Source organism: Streptomyces sp. NBC_00669, from assembly GCF_036226785.1.
Lineage (GTDB): Bacteria > Actinomycetota > Actinomycetes > Streptomycetales > Streptomycetaceae > Actinacidiphila.
Genome location: NZ_CP109018.1, coordinates 3,480,527 through 3,494,321, shown reverse-complemented (window position 1 = coordinate 3,494,321; position 13,795 = coordinate 3,480,527). Strand labels below are relative to the sequence as shown.

The following is a 13,795-nucleotide window of genomic DNA, read 5'->3' as shown; positions in this document are numbered from 1 at the left end:
CCGAAGGGACCCGCGGGCGCGGGGACCTGAGGTGTCACACCCCCATGGGGTGCCAGACCGTTTTGGTCTCCAGCCAGGCGGTCAGGCGGGAGGTGCCCGGGTCGGTGAGCCAGTTCTCGGTCGGGGAAGGGCGGCGGACGCGTTTGAGGTTGTCGGCCGCGGCGGCCTCGAGTTCGGCGGCGAGTTGGGGGGACGCGCCGGTGAGGTCGATCGCGTTGACGTCCTGGTGGGCCGCGAGGGGCGCGGCGATCTCGGCGGTGCGGCCGGAGAGGATGTTGACGACACCCGCGGGGACGTCGGAGGTCGCGAGGACCTCGCCGAGGGAGAGCGCCGGCAGGGGCGCGTGCTCGGCGGCGACCACGACCGCGGTGTTGCCGGTGGCGATCACCGGGGCGAGCACCGAGACCAGCCCGAGCAGCGAGGAGTCCTGGGGGGCCAGCACGGCGACCACGCCCGTCGGCTCGGGTGTGGACAGGTTGAAGTAAGGACCGGCAACCGGGTTGGCACCCCCTACCACCTGAGCGATCTTGTCCGTCCAGCCCGCGTACCAGACCCAGCGGTCCACCGCCGCGTCCACCACGGCCGCCGCCTTCGCCTTGGACAGCCCCTCGGCGTCGGCGACCTCGCGGACGTACTGCTCCCGCCGCCCCTCCAGCATCTCCGCGACGCGGTACAGCACCTGCCCGCGGTTGTACGCGGTCGCGCCCGACCAGCCCGCGACCGCCTTGCGCGCGGCGACCACCGCGTCCCGCGCGTCCTTGCGGGAGGCGAGCGGCGCGTTCGCCAGCCACGCCCCGCCGCCCCGGCCACCCTTGGAGTCCGTCACCTCGTACACCCGGCCGCTCTCGGAGCGGGGGAACTTGCCCCCGACGTACAGCTTGTAGGTCTTGAAGACGCTCAGCCGCGCCGCGCCTTCAGAACGCTCGGACACCGTCATCGGTCGAGCTCCCCTTCTTCCTCGCCACGCCCGCTCGTCGACTCGCCCGGCTCGGCGAGATACGCCGCCAGGCCGTGCCGGCCGCCCTCCCGGCCGTAGCCGGACTCCTTGTAACCGCCGAACGGTGAGGTCGGGTCGAACTTGTTGAACGTGTTCGCCCACACCACCCCCGCCCGCAGCTTGCTCGCCATCGACAGGATGCGCGAGCCCTTCTCGGTCCAGATCCCCGCGGACAGCCCGTACGGGGTGTTGTTCGCCTTCTCCACGGCCTCGGCGGGCGTGCGGAAGGTCAGCACCGACAGCACCGGGCCGAAGATCTCCTCCCGGGCGATCCGGTGCGCCTGGGTCACCCCGGTGAACAGGGTCGGCGCGAACCAGTAACCGGACTCGGGCAGTTCGCACCGCGGCGCCCACCGCTGCGCGCCCTCCGCCTCGCCCGCCTCGGCGAGCGCGGTGATCCGGGCGAGCTGCTCCGCGGAGTTGATCGCCCCGATGTCGGTGTTCTTGTCCAGCGGGTCGCCGACCCGCAGGGTGCTCATCCGCCGCTTCAGCGCGTCAAGCACCTCCTCCTGCACCGACTCCTGGACCAGCAGCCGCGACCCGGCGCAGCAGACATGGCCCTGGTTGAAGAAGATCCCGTTGACGATGCCCTCGACGGCCTGGTCGACCGGGGCGTCGTCGAAGACGATGTTCGCCGCCTTGCCGCCCAGCTCCAGGGTGACCTTCTTCCGGCTGCCCGCGACCGTACGCGCGATCGCCTTGCCGACCTCCGTCGACCCGGTGAAGGCCACCTTGTCCACGCCCTCGTGCGCGACCAGCGCCGCGCCCGCGTCGCCGTAACCGGTGAGGATGTTGACGACCCCGCGCGGCAGGCCGGCCTGGCGGCACACGTCCGCGAAGAACAGCGCGCTCAGCGGGGTGGTCTCGGCGGGCTTGAGCACCACGGTGTTGCCCGCGGCCAGCGCCGGCGCGACCTTCCAGGCGAGCATCAGCAGCGGGAAGTTCCACGGGATGACCTGCCCGGCCACGCCCAGCGGCCGCGGGTCGGGGCCGCAGCCGGCGTACGCCAGCTTGTCCGCCCACCCCGCGTAGTAGAAGAAGTGCGCGGCGACCAGCGGCAGGTCCACGTCGCGGGTCTCGCGGATCGGCTTGCCGTTGTCCAGCGACTCCAGCACCGCCAGTTCCCGCGAGCGCTCCTGGAGGATGCGGGCGATCCGGAACAGGTACTTGCCGCGCTCGGCGCCCGGCAGCGCCGACCACGTGCCGAACGCCTTGCGCGCGGCCCGCACCGCCCGGTCGACGTCGGCCTCGCCGGCGTGCGCGACCTCGGCGAGCACCTCCTCGGTGGAGGGCGAGACCGACTTGAAGACCCGGCCGTCGGCGGCCTCGGCGAACTCGCCGTCGATGAACAGCCCGTACGAGGGCGCGAGGTCGACGACCGCGCGGGACTCCGGCGCGGGCGCGTACGCGAACTTCTGGTGTGCCATGAGGGATCAGTCCACCGTGACGTAGTCGGGACCGGAGTACCTGCCGGTGCTGAGCTTCTGCCGCTGCATCAGCAGGTCGTTGAGGAGGCTGGAGGCGCCGAACCGGAACCACTCCGGCGACAGCCAGTCGTCGCCGAGGGTCTCGTTCACCATCACCAGGTACTTCACCGCGTCCTTCGCGGTACGGATGCCGCCGGCCGGCTTCACCCCGACCTGGACGCCGGTGGCCCGGCGGAAGTCGCGGACCGCCTCCAGCATCACCAGGGTGTTCGGCGGAGTGGCGTTCACCCCGACCTTGCCGGTGGAGGTCTTGATGAAGTCCGCGCCCGCCAGCATCGCCAGCCACGAGCAGCGGCGGATGTTGTCGTACGTGGACAGCTCGCCGTTCTCGAAGATCACCTTCAGGTGGGCGCGGGTGCCGTCGGCGCGGACGCAGGCCGCCTTCACCGCCTGGATCTCCTCGAACACGTCCAGGTAGCGGCCGGACAGGAACGCGCCGCGGTCGATCACCATGTCGATCTCGTCCGCGCCCGCGGCGACCGCCTCCGCGGTGTCGGCGAGCTTCACGCTGCGCGCGGCGCGGCCGGAGGGGAAGGCGGTGGCCACGGCGGCCACGTGCACCTCCGGGCCGCCCGCCGCGGCCAGCGCGTCCTTCGCGACGCCGACCATGTCGCCGTAGACGCAGATCGCCGCGACCCGCGGGGCGGTGCGGTCGGTCGGGTCGGGCCGCACGCCCTTCGCGCACAGGGCGCGGACCTTTCCGGCGGTGTCCGCGCCTTCCAGGGTGGTCAGGTCGATCATCGAGATCGCCAGGTCGATCGCGTACGCCTTCGCGGTCGTCTTGATCGAACGCGTACCCAGGGCTGCCGCCCGCGCTTCCAGGCCGACGGCGTCCACGCCGGGCAGGCCGTGCAGGTAGCTGCGCAGGGCCTGGGGGGAGGAGGTCACGCCGTGCAGGTCTGAAGGGGGCGGGAGAACTTCGGAGGACATGGTCACCACATCACCATATCTACGCGCGTAACCTCCCCGCCAGTCCCTGCGGGCGGCCGGGCGGGACCGAAGGTCCCTGACCGTGCCGGCCGTATGCCGGACCTTCTGCGGGGTGGGGGGATTCCGGCTGTTGTGGGTGGTGTTGCGGGATTGCGGGTTTTCGGTGGGGTGGTGGGGGTCCGGCTGTTGTGGGTGGTGTTGCGGGATTGCGGATCTTCTGTGGGGTGGGGGGCCGACTGTTGTGGGTGGGTGCCGGCCAGATGTCGGACCTTCTGCGGGGTGGGGGTCCGGCTGTTGTGGGTGGATCTTCTGTGGGGTGAGTGGGATGCCGCGGAGGGTGCGTGGTGCTGTGGTGTGCCGGACCTTCGGCCGGTGGGTCGCCGGTCGTGCAGTCCCTCCCCCAGGGCTTCGCCTGGGTGGTGCCCAGCGCCCCTGGCAATGCCGCGGGTCCCCCCGGGGCAACCACGTGGGAAGCCGCACTTACCCAGGGGCGCGGGGAACTGCGCGACCGGCCACGACCCTGCCCGACTGTGGACGCGGTGAGCAACCACCCCAAAGGGGCGCGGGGAACTGCGCTCCCCCAGCGCTTCGCCTGGGCGGTACCCCCATCCGCCCACCACTCAGAGGTGGTCCCTGAGCCGACAGAACGGGGCAGTCCGGGGGGTCAGGCTCGCTCGGTTCGCACGGGGGGTGGGGGGATCAGGCAGAATCGGAACTTATGACGAGTCCCAAGAACGACCGCTCGGGGACGGCCACCGCCGGAGACGGGCAGCCGAAGTACGCCGACCGGGCCTACCGGTCCGTCGCCGGAGTCGTCGGCGGTGTGCTGCTCCTCGTACTCGCCGGCTGGCTCGGCGGCGACGCGGTCGCGCGCGGCACCGGCCACACCCCGTGGCTGGCGCTGGCCGCCCTGCTCTGCGCGGTGCCGCTGATCATCGCGTTCAGCCTCCGCCCGGTGGTCTACGCGAACGACGACCGGGTCCGGGTGCGCAACCCGTTCCGTACCATCACGGTCCCGTGGTCCGGCGTGGACAGCATCCGCTCGGCGTACTCGACCGAGCTGCTGGCCGGCGGCCGCAAGTTCCAGATGTGGGCGATCCCGGTGTCGGTGCGGGCCCGCAAGAGCGCCGCCCGGCAGACCGCCCGGGCGCAGTCCGGCGACCCCCGTGAGTCGGTCGGTGTGATGCCGCGCCGCCACCCCGGCCAGCCCGGCGCCGACGGCACCTTCCGCGCGCCCTCCGACCGCGCGGTGAACGAGCTGCGCGAGCTGGCCGACCGGCACCCGGTGAAGGACGACGAGCGCCCGAACCCGGTGATCCGCTGGTGCTACGAGATCATCGCGCCCTCGGTGGCCGGCGCGGTCGTGCTGATCGTCCTCGCCGTCATCGGCTGACGTCCGGCCGCCCCGGGAAGGCGAGGCGCCCCCGGCCGGAAAGCCCATACCGTGCGGTCCTTACGGTCCGTGAACGAGGGGCAACTTCGCGGTGAAGTATCCCGCGGTGATCCTGTGAAGCCCCACTGAGTCAACCTTTCGCAAATACATTGCCGGTGCCGTGCGCGGTGCTGCGTGCGGCCCGTGCCGTGCGTGAGGTGCAGGGGCGGGGGGAGCCGACAGGGGCGGGTGGGGCGATGACCGGCGACAGCCGGGAATTCGGGGTCGGTGGCATCGGAACCCGGTGCCGGATCGACATCGACGAGGACGGTCGGTACGCGTGGCGGCTGACCGCCAGCAACGGGCGGGTGATCGCGCACGGCGCCACCAGCCATCCGGACGACCGGGCGTGCCGGGCGGCGTTCGAGGCGCTGTGCGAGCAGGCCGCGCTGCTCACCGGCAGCGTGCAGCACGCGGCGGAGTCCAGCGGCTGGGTCTGGCGATTAAGGGACCGTGACGGGCACCTGCGGGCGGTGTCCGCGCGGGCGTACGAGCGCCACTCCACCTGCCAGGCCGCGTACGACCGGTTCCGGGTGCTGCTGGTCGGCCTGGGCGCCGTCGAGTCCGTGCCGTGGGGCGACGTGCACTGAGCCGCCCGGCGGGGCGGCGGCCGGCCGGGGTTGAACGCGGGTGAACGGAAGTTGCCCCTACGGGTGCTGTCGTTCACACATCCGTGCGGGCCCGGCCATGGCACACCGTGAGCGTTCGTGCGGTGACGATACGAACGCAGGCTCGACCGGCCGGGCCGGACGGCGCCGAGGACCGGGCCCGCCGGCTGCACGCCGACTCCGGCCTGCCCGACCGGCTGTTCCGGGGCGTCGCCCGCGGCGGCGGCGGGCTGGTGCTCGCGGTGATGCTGCTGGTCGGCGGCTTCCTGCTGTACCGGGCCTGGCAGGCGCTGCGCCGGGCCGGCTTCAGCTTCCTGACCACCGCCGCGTGGGACCCGGACGCCGGCCACTTCGGGATCGCCGCGGTGCTCACCGGCACCGTGCTGATCGCCGCGGTGGCCGTGGTGATCTCGGTGCCGCTGGCGATCGGCACCGCGCTGTACATCGCCGAGTACGCGCCGGCCCGGCTGCGCCGCACCCTGGTCAGCGTGGTCGACCTGATGGCGGCGGTGCCGTCGGTGGTCTACGGGCTGTGGGGGCTGTTCTTCCTTCAGGGCAAGGTGATCGGCCTGTCCCGGTGGCTGTCGACGTACCTCGGCTGGTTCCCGCTGTTCAAGGTCGACGGCGCCGACCCGCACGACCCGCTGGCCACCGCCACCGTCTACACCGCGTCCACGTTCATCGCGGGGATCGTGGTGGCGATGATGGTGACGCCGATCATCTGCTCGGTGATCCGCGAGGTCTTCTCGCAGGCCCCGGTCGGCGAGCGCGAGGGCGCGTACGCGCTGGGCGCCACCCGCTGGGGGATGATCCGCTCGGTGGTCCTGCCGTTCGGCACCGGCGGCATGATCGGCGGCACCATGCTCGGCCTCGGCCGCGCGCTGGGCGAGACGATCGGCGTCTACCTGGTGATCTCCCCGGTGTTCGCGATCCAGCCGCACATCCTGCAGAGCGGCACCAGTTCGGTGTCGTCACTGATCGCGCTGCGGTACGGCGAGGCGAGCCCGTTCGGGATGTCCGCGCTGATGGCCGCAGGGCTCGCGCTGTTCCTCATGACGCTGGTGGTCAACTTCGCCGCGTCCTCGATCGTCGCCCGCAGCCGTTCCGGTGCCACCGCCGAGTAGCCGGCCGCGCGGTCCGGCCCGCGCGGCCGGCCGCGCCGCCCGGCACGCGAGCAAGCCGAACGACCGGCGCCGTCAGGAGAGGCAATCCGCATGACCACGGACACCACCAACGCCGCCACCGAGGCGGCGCCCGGCCCGCCCGGCGCCCTGCCGCCGGACCTCGCCGCGCCGCCCGCGGCCACCACCACCCTGCCGGGCCCGGCCGGGCCGGCCGCCGAACGGCGCCGCTCCACCAGCACGGTGCGCCGGACCGACGTGTTCTCCGCGGTCGGTGCCGCGGCCGCGTCGCTCGCCCTGACCTGGCTGTTCTTCACCCGCCTCGCGCCGTTCAGCGGCGGCCTCGGCTTCGTGGTGTGCGCGTACGCGCTGTTCCTCGCGCTCTACGCGCTGCTGGTGTCGTACGACGAGGACGGTCCCACGGTGCGCGACCGGATCGCGTCGGCGATCGTGCACAGCCTGGCCGTCCTCCTGCTGGTCGCGCTGGGCTTCGTGCTCGTCTACACGCTGTGGTCCGGCCGCGAGGCGCTGCCGCACCTGAACTTCTTCACCCAGGACATGCGCAAGGCCGGGCCGCTGGACCCGCTGAGCGTCGGCGGTATCCGGCACGCGATCGTCGGCACGCTGATCCAGATCGCCATCGGCCTGGTGCTCACCGTGCCGGCCGGCCTGCTGTGCGCGGTGTTCCTCAACGAGGTGCCCGGCCGCTACGCGCGCTTCGTGCGGACCGTGGTCGAGGCGATGACCGCGCTGCCGTCCATCGTGGCCGGCCTGTTCGTCTACGCCACCGCCATCCTGGCGGTCGGCCTGGACAAGTCCGGCTTCGCGGCGGCGCTGGCGATCTCGGTGATGATGCTGCCGATCATCATCCGGGCGTCCGACGTGGTGATCCGGCTGGTGCCGGGCACCCTGCGGGAGGCGTCGTACGCGCTGGGGGCGCCGCGCTGGCGCACGGTGTGGCACGTGGTGCTGCCGACGGCCCGGTCCGGGCTGACCACCGCGGTGATCCTGGGCACCGCCCGCGGCGTCGGCGAGACGTCCCCGGTGCTGCTCACCGCGGGGTTCACCGCGGTCACCAACTACCAGCCGTTCCACAACCCGATGGTGTCGCTGCCGCTGGCCGCCTTCGAGTTCGTGCAGTCGCCCCAGCCGGCGATGATCGCCCGCGGTTTCGGCACCGCGTCGGTGCTGGTGGTGCTGGTGCTCGCGCTGTTCGTGGCGGCCCGGGTCGTCGGCGGGCGCGGACCGGGCGAGTTGACCCGGCGCGGCACCCACCGGCGGGTGGTCGCGTCCCGGCGCGACCAGGAGCGGTTCGCCCGGCGGGCGGCGACGAGCGCGGGCGGACGGGCGGAAGCGGGCGAGGTACGGACCGAGGCGCTGTGGCGGACCGCGCGGGCCGGCTCCGCCGCGCCCGCCGTTCGCGCCGCGCCGGGCGACCCGGGTGAACCCGGCGGCCCGGGTGAACCCGGCGCCTCCACGGCACCTGGCGCCTCCTCCGTGCCGACCGTTCCAGCCGCGCCCGGCGGCCCGGACACCCCACGTCCCCCCGACACACCAGCCACCACCGATCAGGACCAGGAACACCCCGACCAGGGCACCGCACAGGGAGTTGACGGATCGTGAGAAGGATTCGGGCGGCGGCAGCGGCTCTCGCGCTGCTGATCTGCTCGCTGCTGGTCCTCGGACAGGGCCCGACCGCCTCGGCGGCCACCTACGCGCGGATCAGCGGCGCGGGCTCCACCTGGAGCCAGAACGCCATCGACCAGTGGCGCCGCAACGTCACGCAGTACGGCATGACCATCGACTACGCCGGCACCGGCTCCTCCGACGGGCGCCAGCAGTTCCGCAACGGCACCGTCGACTTCGGGGTGTCCGAGATCCCGTACGGGATGACCGAGTTCGGGGTCCGCGAGGCCCCGCCGACCCGCGGCTACGCCTACATGCCGATCGTGGCCGGCGGCACCGCGTTCATGTACAACCTGCAGATCGGCGGGAAGCGGGTCACCAACCTGCGGCTGAGCGGCGACACCGTCAGCAAGATCTTCACCGGGAAGATCACCAACTGGTCGGACCGGCAGATCGCCGCCGACAACCCCGGCCTGACCCTGCCCAGCCGCAAGATCATCCCCGTGGTCCGCTCCGACGGCTCCGGCACCACCGCCCAGTTCACGCTGTGGATGTCCAAGGAACACGGCGCCGTCTGGAACGACTACTGCCGGCGCGTCGACAAGCCGGTGCCCTGCGGCCTGACGTCGTACTTCCCGACGGTCCCCGGCTCCGGCTTCATCTCGCAGTCCGGGTCGCTCGGGGTCTCCGGCTACACCCGGCAGAACTACGCCGACGGCGCCATCACCTACGTCGAGTACTCCTACGCGGTGACCACCGGCTTCCCGGTCGCCAAGATCGAGAACGCGGACGGGTACTACACCGAGCCGACCGCCTCCAACGTCGCGGTCGCGCTGACCCAGGCGCAGATCAACGACAACAAGAGCTCGTCGCAGTACCTGACGCAGATCCTCGACAACGTCTACCACTACAAGGACGCGCGCACGTATCCGCTGTCCAGCTACAGCTACATGATCCTGCCGACGAAGGTGGAGGACGGCCTCACCACCGACAAGGGCAGGACGCTGGGCGCGTTCGGCTACTACTTCCTGTGCGAGGGCCAGCGGCAGGCCGAGCCGCTGGGCTTCTCGCCGCTGCCGATCAACCTGGTGCAGGCCGGCTTCGACCAGCTCAGACGGATTCCCGGGGTCGAGGTCCAGAACATCAACCTCAAGGGCTGCGACAACCCGACCTTCTCCACCAACGGCACCAACACCCTGGCGAGGAACGCGCCGTTCCCCAAGTCCTGCGACAAGGCCGGGCCGACGCAGTGCTCCGACGGCACCGGCGGTGCGAGCAAGACCAGGACGCCGGTGAAGTCGTCCGCGTCGGGCGGCAACTCCACGGCCGGCTCGGCCTCGGGCGGCGGCGCGAACAGCGCCGGCACCGGCAGCAGTTCGGGCACCGCCTCGGGAAGCACCGCGGGGGCGGGCCCGGCGGGCGGCACCTCGGGCGGGGGCACCGCGACCACCACGGCCGGCGGCACCTCCGGCGGCGTCGACCCCGACACCGGCCAGGCGATCGGCGACGCCGGCGGCTCCGGCGACGGCGGCCAGGACATCGCCGCATCGACCGTGCCGGTGGGCGCCGACTCGTTCTGGGGCCTGCGGACCTGGCTGATGGGCCTGTCCGCGCTGCTGCTGCTCCTCGTCGTGATCGCCCCGCCGGCCGTCGCCCGCCGGCTCACCGCCAGAGCGGGAGGGCGCAAATGACCGCGCGCGACACCCGACCCCGGGCGAACCGGGGGCTGTTCGTACGCCTCGGCGGGCTGGGGTGCGCCCTGCTCGCCGCCGTCGGCCTGGTGCTGCTGCCGCTGCCGGCGGCCGGCACGGCGCACGCGGACGACGCCGGCAGCGGGTCCGCCGTGACGAAGTCCGGTACGAAGGGCACCTGGGACGACTTCACCTCTCTGAAGGTGACCGTCGAGCAGACCAGGGAACTGCGCGGCCAGGGCCTGAAGGTCAACTGGACCGGCGGCGCCCCGACCGCCATGGCCGACTCCAGCAGGTACGGCTACAACTTCCTCCAGATCATGCAGTGCTGGGGCGACTCGCCGGACGGACCCACCCGCGAGCAGTGCGAGATGGGGACGCCGTCCGGCGGCATCGGCCCGTCCCAGACGGCCAGGCGCGAGGTCGGCTTCACGGTCGGCACCGGGCGGTACGACCCGCAGGAGACGACGTACACCAGCGGGCAGCAGACCCTGCCCTTCCAGCCGGTGAAGGGCGCCGCCACCACCAACATGAACACGTACTTCAGCACGTTGACCAGCAACGAGCAGGACTACGCGCCCACCGGGGCCGACGGCACCGGCTCGGTCGTCTTCAGCCTGACCGACGCGGACTACCTCGGCTGCGGGCAGGTGCTCAAGGACGGCGTGCCGCCCGAGCCGTGCTGGCTGGTGGTGGTTCCCCGCGGCACCCACGAGCCCGACGGCTCCACCCCTGACCTCGGCGACGGCGGCCTGGTCACCTCGCCCCTGTCGGCGACGAACTGGGCCCAGCGGATCGTCTTCCGGCTGGACTTCGCACCGGTCGGCGCCTACTGCCCGATCGGGCAGAAGGAGCGGATGACCACCGGGTCCGAGCTGGCCGACGAGGCGATCACCTCGTGGCAGCCGACGATGTGCACCGAGGACAAGATCACCTTCGGCTACGAGTTGCAGAGCGACGATGTCGGCCGCGGCCAGATCGCCCACCCGAGCGACGGCTCGGCGGGCCTGGCCTTCATGGAGTCGCCGATCTCGCCGCCGCCGGACGGCCCGGCGATCGTGTACGCGCCGGTGGCGGTCTCCGGCCTGGTGATCAGCTACAACGTCGAGGTCGCGGGGTCGACCAAGATGGTGCCGAGAATCCGGCTGGATGCCCGGCTGGTCGCCAAGATGCTGACCCTTTCCTACCAGTGGGACGTGCCGGGGCCGGACATCCCGCGTGGAAAGCTGTCGGCGCAAAACGCGGAGGGTCTTTCCAAGGACCCGGAGTTCCTGAAACTCAATCCGGATCTCGGGAACGACCCGGGTTCCAGCCAGATCGAGGGTATCGCGCTCCCGCAGAGCTCCGGCGACTTCACCGCGGAACTATGGCGCTGGCTGCGTTCCGACCCGGACGCGAAGAGTTTCCTGGCGGGAAAGCCGGACCCTTGGGGAATGACGATCAATCCCTATTTCCTCTCGTTGAAACCGGCCACGTCCGCCATCGCGGACTACCCGAGGCCCGATCCGACGTCGTACACGCCGTCCGCCCAGTACCCGAACCTGCTGATCGACAGCACCGCGACCAATCCGTACAACGCCGACCTGCACGGCGACGCGACCAGGGTGCTGTCCGCGGCGCAGCCCGGCGCGACGGGCGCGGACCTCACCGCCCAGCCGCCGAAGCTCCAGACCGGTATGTCCCTGCCGGGGAAGTTCTTCTCCTTCGGTGTGACCGACGCGGCCACCGCCTCCCGCTACCGGCTCGGCGTGGCCGAACTGCTCAACCCCGCCGGCCAGTGGGTCTCCCCGACCACCGACGCCCTGACCAAGGCGGTGGCGGGCTGGAAGGCCGGCTCCACCAAGGGTGTGCTGGACGCGGACCCGGGGCTGAAGACGCCGGGCGCCTACCCGCTGGCCACGGTCACCTACGCGGCCGCATCCGTCGGCCAGGACGCCGCCGCGCGCAAGGACTACGCCACCATGCTGCGGTACGTCGCCGGCCCCGGACAGACCACCGGCATCGGTCCCGGCCTGCTCCCGCCCGGCTACGCGCCGCTGCCGGCCGCACTGCGCGACCAGACGCTCACCGCCGCGTCCGAGCTGGTCACCGGTGTGGTGCCCTCCTCGTCCGGCGGCTCAGGCGGTGGTTCCGACGGCGCGTCGGGCGGCGGTTCGGGGCTCTCGGGCGAGTCCGGCGGCGGACCGGGCGGCGGCACCGGTACGGCCGGCGCGACGGCGGGCGGCACCGCGGGCGCCACGCCCTCGTCCTCGCAGTCCGCGTCCCCGGCCGCGCTGAAGAACGGCTCCGGCGGTCCCTCGAACGGCACACCCGTGGCCAAGACCGGCATCACCCCGGGCGCGGTGCTCGGCGCGGTGCGCTGGGTGCTGCTGATCGTGCTGATCGCGGGCATCGCCGCCTCGCTCGGCGGACCGCTGCTGATGCGCGCGGGCGGCATACGCGGCGCGGGCCGCTCCCTGATACCGGCGCGCTTCCGGCGGAGCACGGCATGAGCGGGCCGCCGTCCGCCGCCGGGAACGCCCGCCCGCCGCGGGACCTGCGCGCCCCGTGGAAGGAAAATCGAGATTACTTCTGCCGCCCTTCTGTTCACTTTACCGGGGCTTTTGATTTGGTTGCCGCGCGGAGATGAAGTGGGCAGAGTATTCGGTGTCCGGCCCGGCCGGATGTTCCAGGGAATAGCGCACTGCCCAGGGAACGGGGAATTGCGTGGTTCCCGGCACGTCACACCTGAAATTCCATCCGCCTCATACGGAGGAAGCAAGTGAACGTGAAACTCGCCAAGCGGGCGGCGATCGCCGCGGGCGTCGCCGCACTGAGCTTCGGACTGGCCATGCCCACCGCGCAGGCCGACCCGGGCAGCGACCCTGTCACCGGCAGCAACTTCCGTGAGCTCGTCGGCGTCGGTTCCGACACCACGCAGGACGTGCTCAACGGTCTGGCCAACGAGGTCCAGGACCCGGACCTCGACCCGGCGTCGCTGTTGATCGCCTCCTACGACGCGGTCGACCCCGCCACCGGCGCGGTGCACGGCAACATCACCACCCGGGCCGGACACTCCCCGGTGCAGCGGCCGAACGGCTCCGGCGAGGGCGTCAACGGCCTCGCCGCCGACATCACCGCCGGCACCAACAACTTCGACTTCGCGCGTTCCTCCAGCGCGCCCAGCCACCCCGCCTCCGACGGCATCAGCGGCACCTGGGTTCCGTTCGCCCTGGACGCGGTCACCGTGGCGGTCTCCGGCACCAGCACCCTGCCGGCGAACTTCACCACGCAGCAGCTCACCCGCGCCTACAACTGCCAGGACCCGGCGACCGGCAACCCGCTGGCGGCCGGTCAGTTCCCCGTGATCGGCGGCGTGACCGTGCACCCGCTGGTGCCGCAGGCCGGCTCCGGCACCCGGAAGTTCTGGGCGGCCACCCTCGGCTTCAACGCCACCACCCTGCCCTCCTGCGTCAAGGACACCGACAAGGACGGTGTCTCGGTCGAGGAGCACGACGGCAGCTCGCTGAAGCGCACCGTCGCCGCCGACGGCGCCGAGGACATCGCCCCGTTCTCCATCGCCCAGTACATCGCGCAGAGCAACAGCGCGGTGACCGGGGTGCGCAACCGCATCCACGGCGCGCAACTGCGCTCGATCGACAACGTCGCCCCCGTCGTCAGCAGCAAGTTGAACACCTCGTTCCCGATCCACCGCGACGTCTACAACGTGTTCCAGACCTCCCGGCTGACCGAGCCGGACATCGCGCAGGCCTTCGTCGGCCCGAACTCCGATGTCTGCGCCAGTACCGACGTCATCCAGGAGTACGGCTTCGGCACCCTCACCGACTGCGGCAGCACCAGCGTGACCGGCGCGCTGATCCTCTGACCTGACCCGTCGTACCACCGCCGGGGCCGGGCACCCGT

The 13,795-nt window shown here is 72.1% G+C and carries 10 protein-coding genes; 7 read left to right on the top strand and 3 right to left on the bottom strand.

Annotated elements, in window-relative coordinates:
• Window positions 1-34: 34 nt before the first annotated feature.
• Genes OG896_RS14145 through deoC form a run of 3 tightly spaced genes read right to left on the bottom strand, consistent with a single transcriptional unit; the run spans window position 35 to window position 3,414 of the window.
• Window positions 35-937 (bottom strand): aldehyde dehydrogenase family protein, encoded by a 903-nt coding sequence (locus OG896_RS14145; protein ID WP_402447437.1) that lies wholly within the window; start codon window positions 935-937, stop codon window positions 35-37.
• Window positions 934-2,424, bottom strand: coding sequence for an aldehyde dehydrogenase family protein (locus OG896_RS14140; protein ID WP_329365524.1), 1,491 nt, complete (start codon window positions 2,422-2,424; stop codon window positions 934-936). Before OG896_RS14140 ends, OG896_RS14145 begins: the two co-directional genes overlap by 4 nt.
• A gap of 6 nt (window positions 2,425-2,430) precedes the next feature.
• The gene (gene deoC / locus OG896_RS14135) at window positions 2,431-3,414 is read right to left on the bottom strand and encodes a deoxyribose-phosphate aldolase (protein ID WP_328468411.1); all 984 of its coding nucleotides are present in this window, start codon (window positions 3,412-3,414) and stop codon (window positions 2,431-2,433) included.
• A gap of 718 nt (window positions 3,415-4,132) precedes the next feature.
• On the opposite strand from deoC, the gene OG896_RS14130 reads away from it, so the two are divergent.
• The 7 genes from OG896_RS14130 (at window position 4,133) to OG896_RS14100 (ending at window position 13,757) form a co-directional block, all read left to right on the top strand.
• A complete protein-coding gene (locus OG896_RS14130; protein ID WP_329365522.1) occupies window positions 4,133-4,807 on the top strand; it encodes a PH domain-containing protein in 675 nt (224 codons plus the stop codon).
• A 236-nt stretch (window positions 4,808-5,043) separates the two neighbouring features.
• Window positions 5,044-5,436 (top strand): DUF1508 domain-containing protein, encoded by a 393-nt coding sequence (locus OG896_RS14125; protein ID WP_329365520.1) that lies wholly within the window; start codon window positions 5,044-5,046, stop codon window positions 5,434-5,436.
• A 122-nt stretch (window positions 5,437-5,558) separates the two neighbouring features.
• Window positions 5,559-6,578 carry a phosphate ABC transporter permease subunit PstC gene (gene pstC, locus OG896_RS14120; RefSeq protein WP_329365518.1) on the top strand — a complete coding sequence of 340 codons (1,020 nt, stop codon included), beginning with the start codon at window positions 5,559-5,561 and terminating at the stop codon, window positions 6,576-6,578.
• Window positions 6,579-6,668: 90 nt separating this feature from the next.
• A complete protein-coding gene (gene pstA, locus OG896_RS14115; protein ID WP_329365517.1) occupies window positions 6,669-8,198 on the top strand; it encodes a phosphate ABC transporter permease PstA in 1,530 nt (509 codons plus the stop codon).
• A complete protein-coding gene (locus OG896_RS14110) occupies window positions 8,195-9,892 on the top strand; it encodes a phosphate ABC transporter substrate-binding protein PstS (RefSeq protein ID WP_329365516.1) in 1,698 nt (565 codons plus the stop codon). The genes pstA and OG896_RS14110 overlap by 4 nt, the downstream gene beginning before the upstream one ends.
• Window positions 9,889-12,384, top strand: a complete 2,496-nt coding sequence (locus tag OG896_RS14105; RefSeq protein ID WP_329365515.1) for a hypothetical protein — start codon at window positions 9,889-9,891, stop codon at window positions 12,382-12,384. The genes OG896_RS14110 and OG896_RS14105 overlap by 4 nt, the downstream gene beginning before the upstream one ends.
• A 269-nt stretch (window positions 12,385-12,653) precedes the next feature.
• Window positions 12,654-13,757, top strand: coding sequence for a substrate-binding domain-containing protein (locus OG896_RS14100; RefSeq protein ID WP_329365514.1), 1,104 nt, complete (start codon window positions 12,654-12,656; stop codon window positions 13,755-13,757).
• Window positions 13,758-13,795 lie beyond the last annotated feature (38 nt).

Bases quoted from the DNA above. Each gene is read 5' to 3' on its own strand.
- OG896_RS14130 (WP_329365522.1), top strand. From the start codon at position 4,133: ATGACGAGTCCCAAGAACGACCGCTCGGGGACGGCCACCGCCGGAGAC.
- OG896_RS14145 (WP_402447437.1), bottom strand. From the start codon at position 937: ATGACGGTGTCCGAGCGTTCTGAAGGCGCGGCGCGGCTGAGCGTCTTC.
- pstA (WP_329365517.1), top strand. From the start codon at position 6,669: ATGACCACGGACACCACCAACGCCGCCACCGAGGCGGCGCCCGGCCCG.
- OG896_RS14125 (WP_329365520.1), top strand. From the start codon at position 5,044: ATGACCGGCGACAGCCGGGAATTCGGGGTCGGTGGCATCGGAACCCGG.
- deoC (WP_328468411.1), bottom strand. From the start codon at position 3,414: ATGTCCTCCGAAGTTCTCCCGCCCCCTTCAGACCTGCACGGCGTGACC.
- OG896_RS14105 (WP_329365515.1), top strand. From the start codon at position 9,889: ATGACCGCGCGCGACACCCGACCCCGGGCGAACCGGGGGCTGTTCGTA.
- OG896_RS14140 (WP_329365524.1), bottom strand. From the start codon at position 2,424: ATGGCACACCAGAAGTTCGCGTACGCGCCCGCGCCGGAGTCCCGCGCG.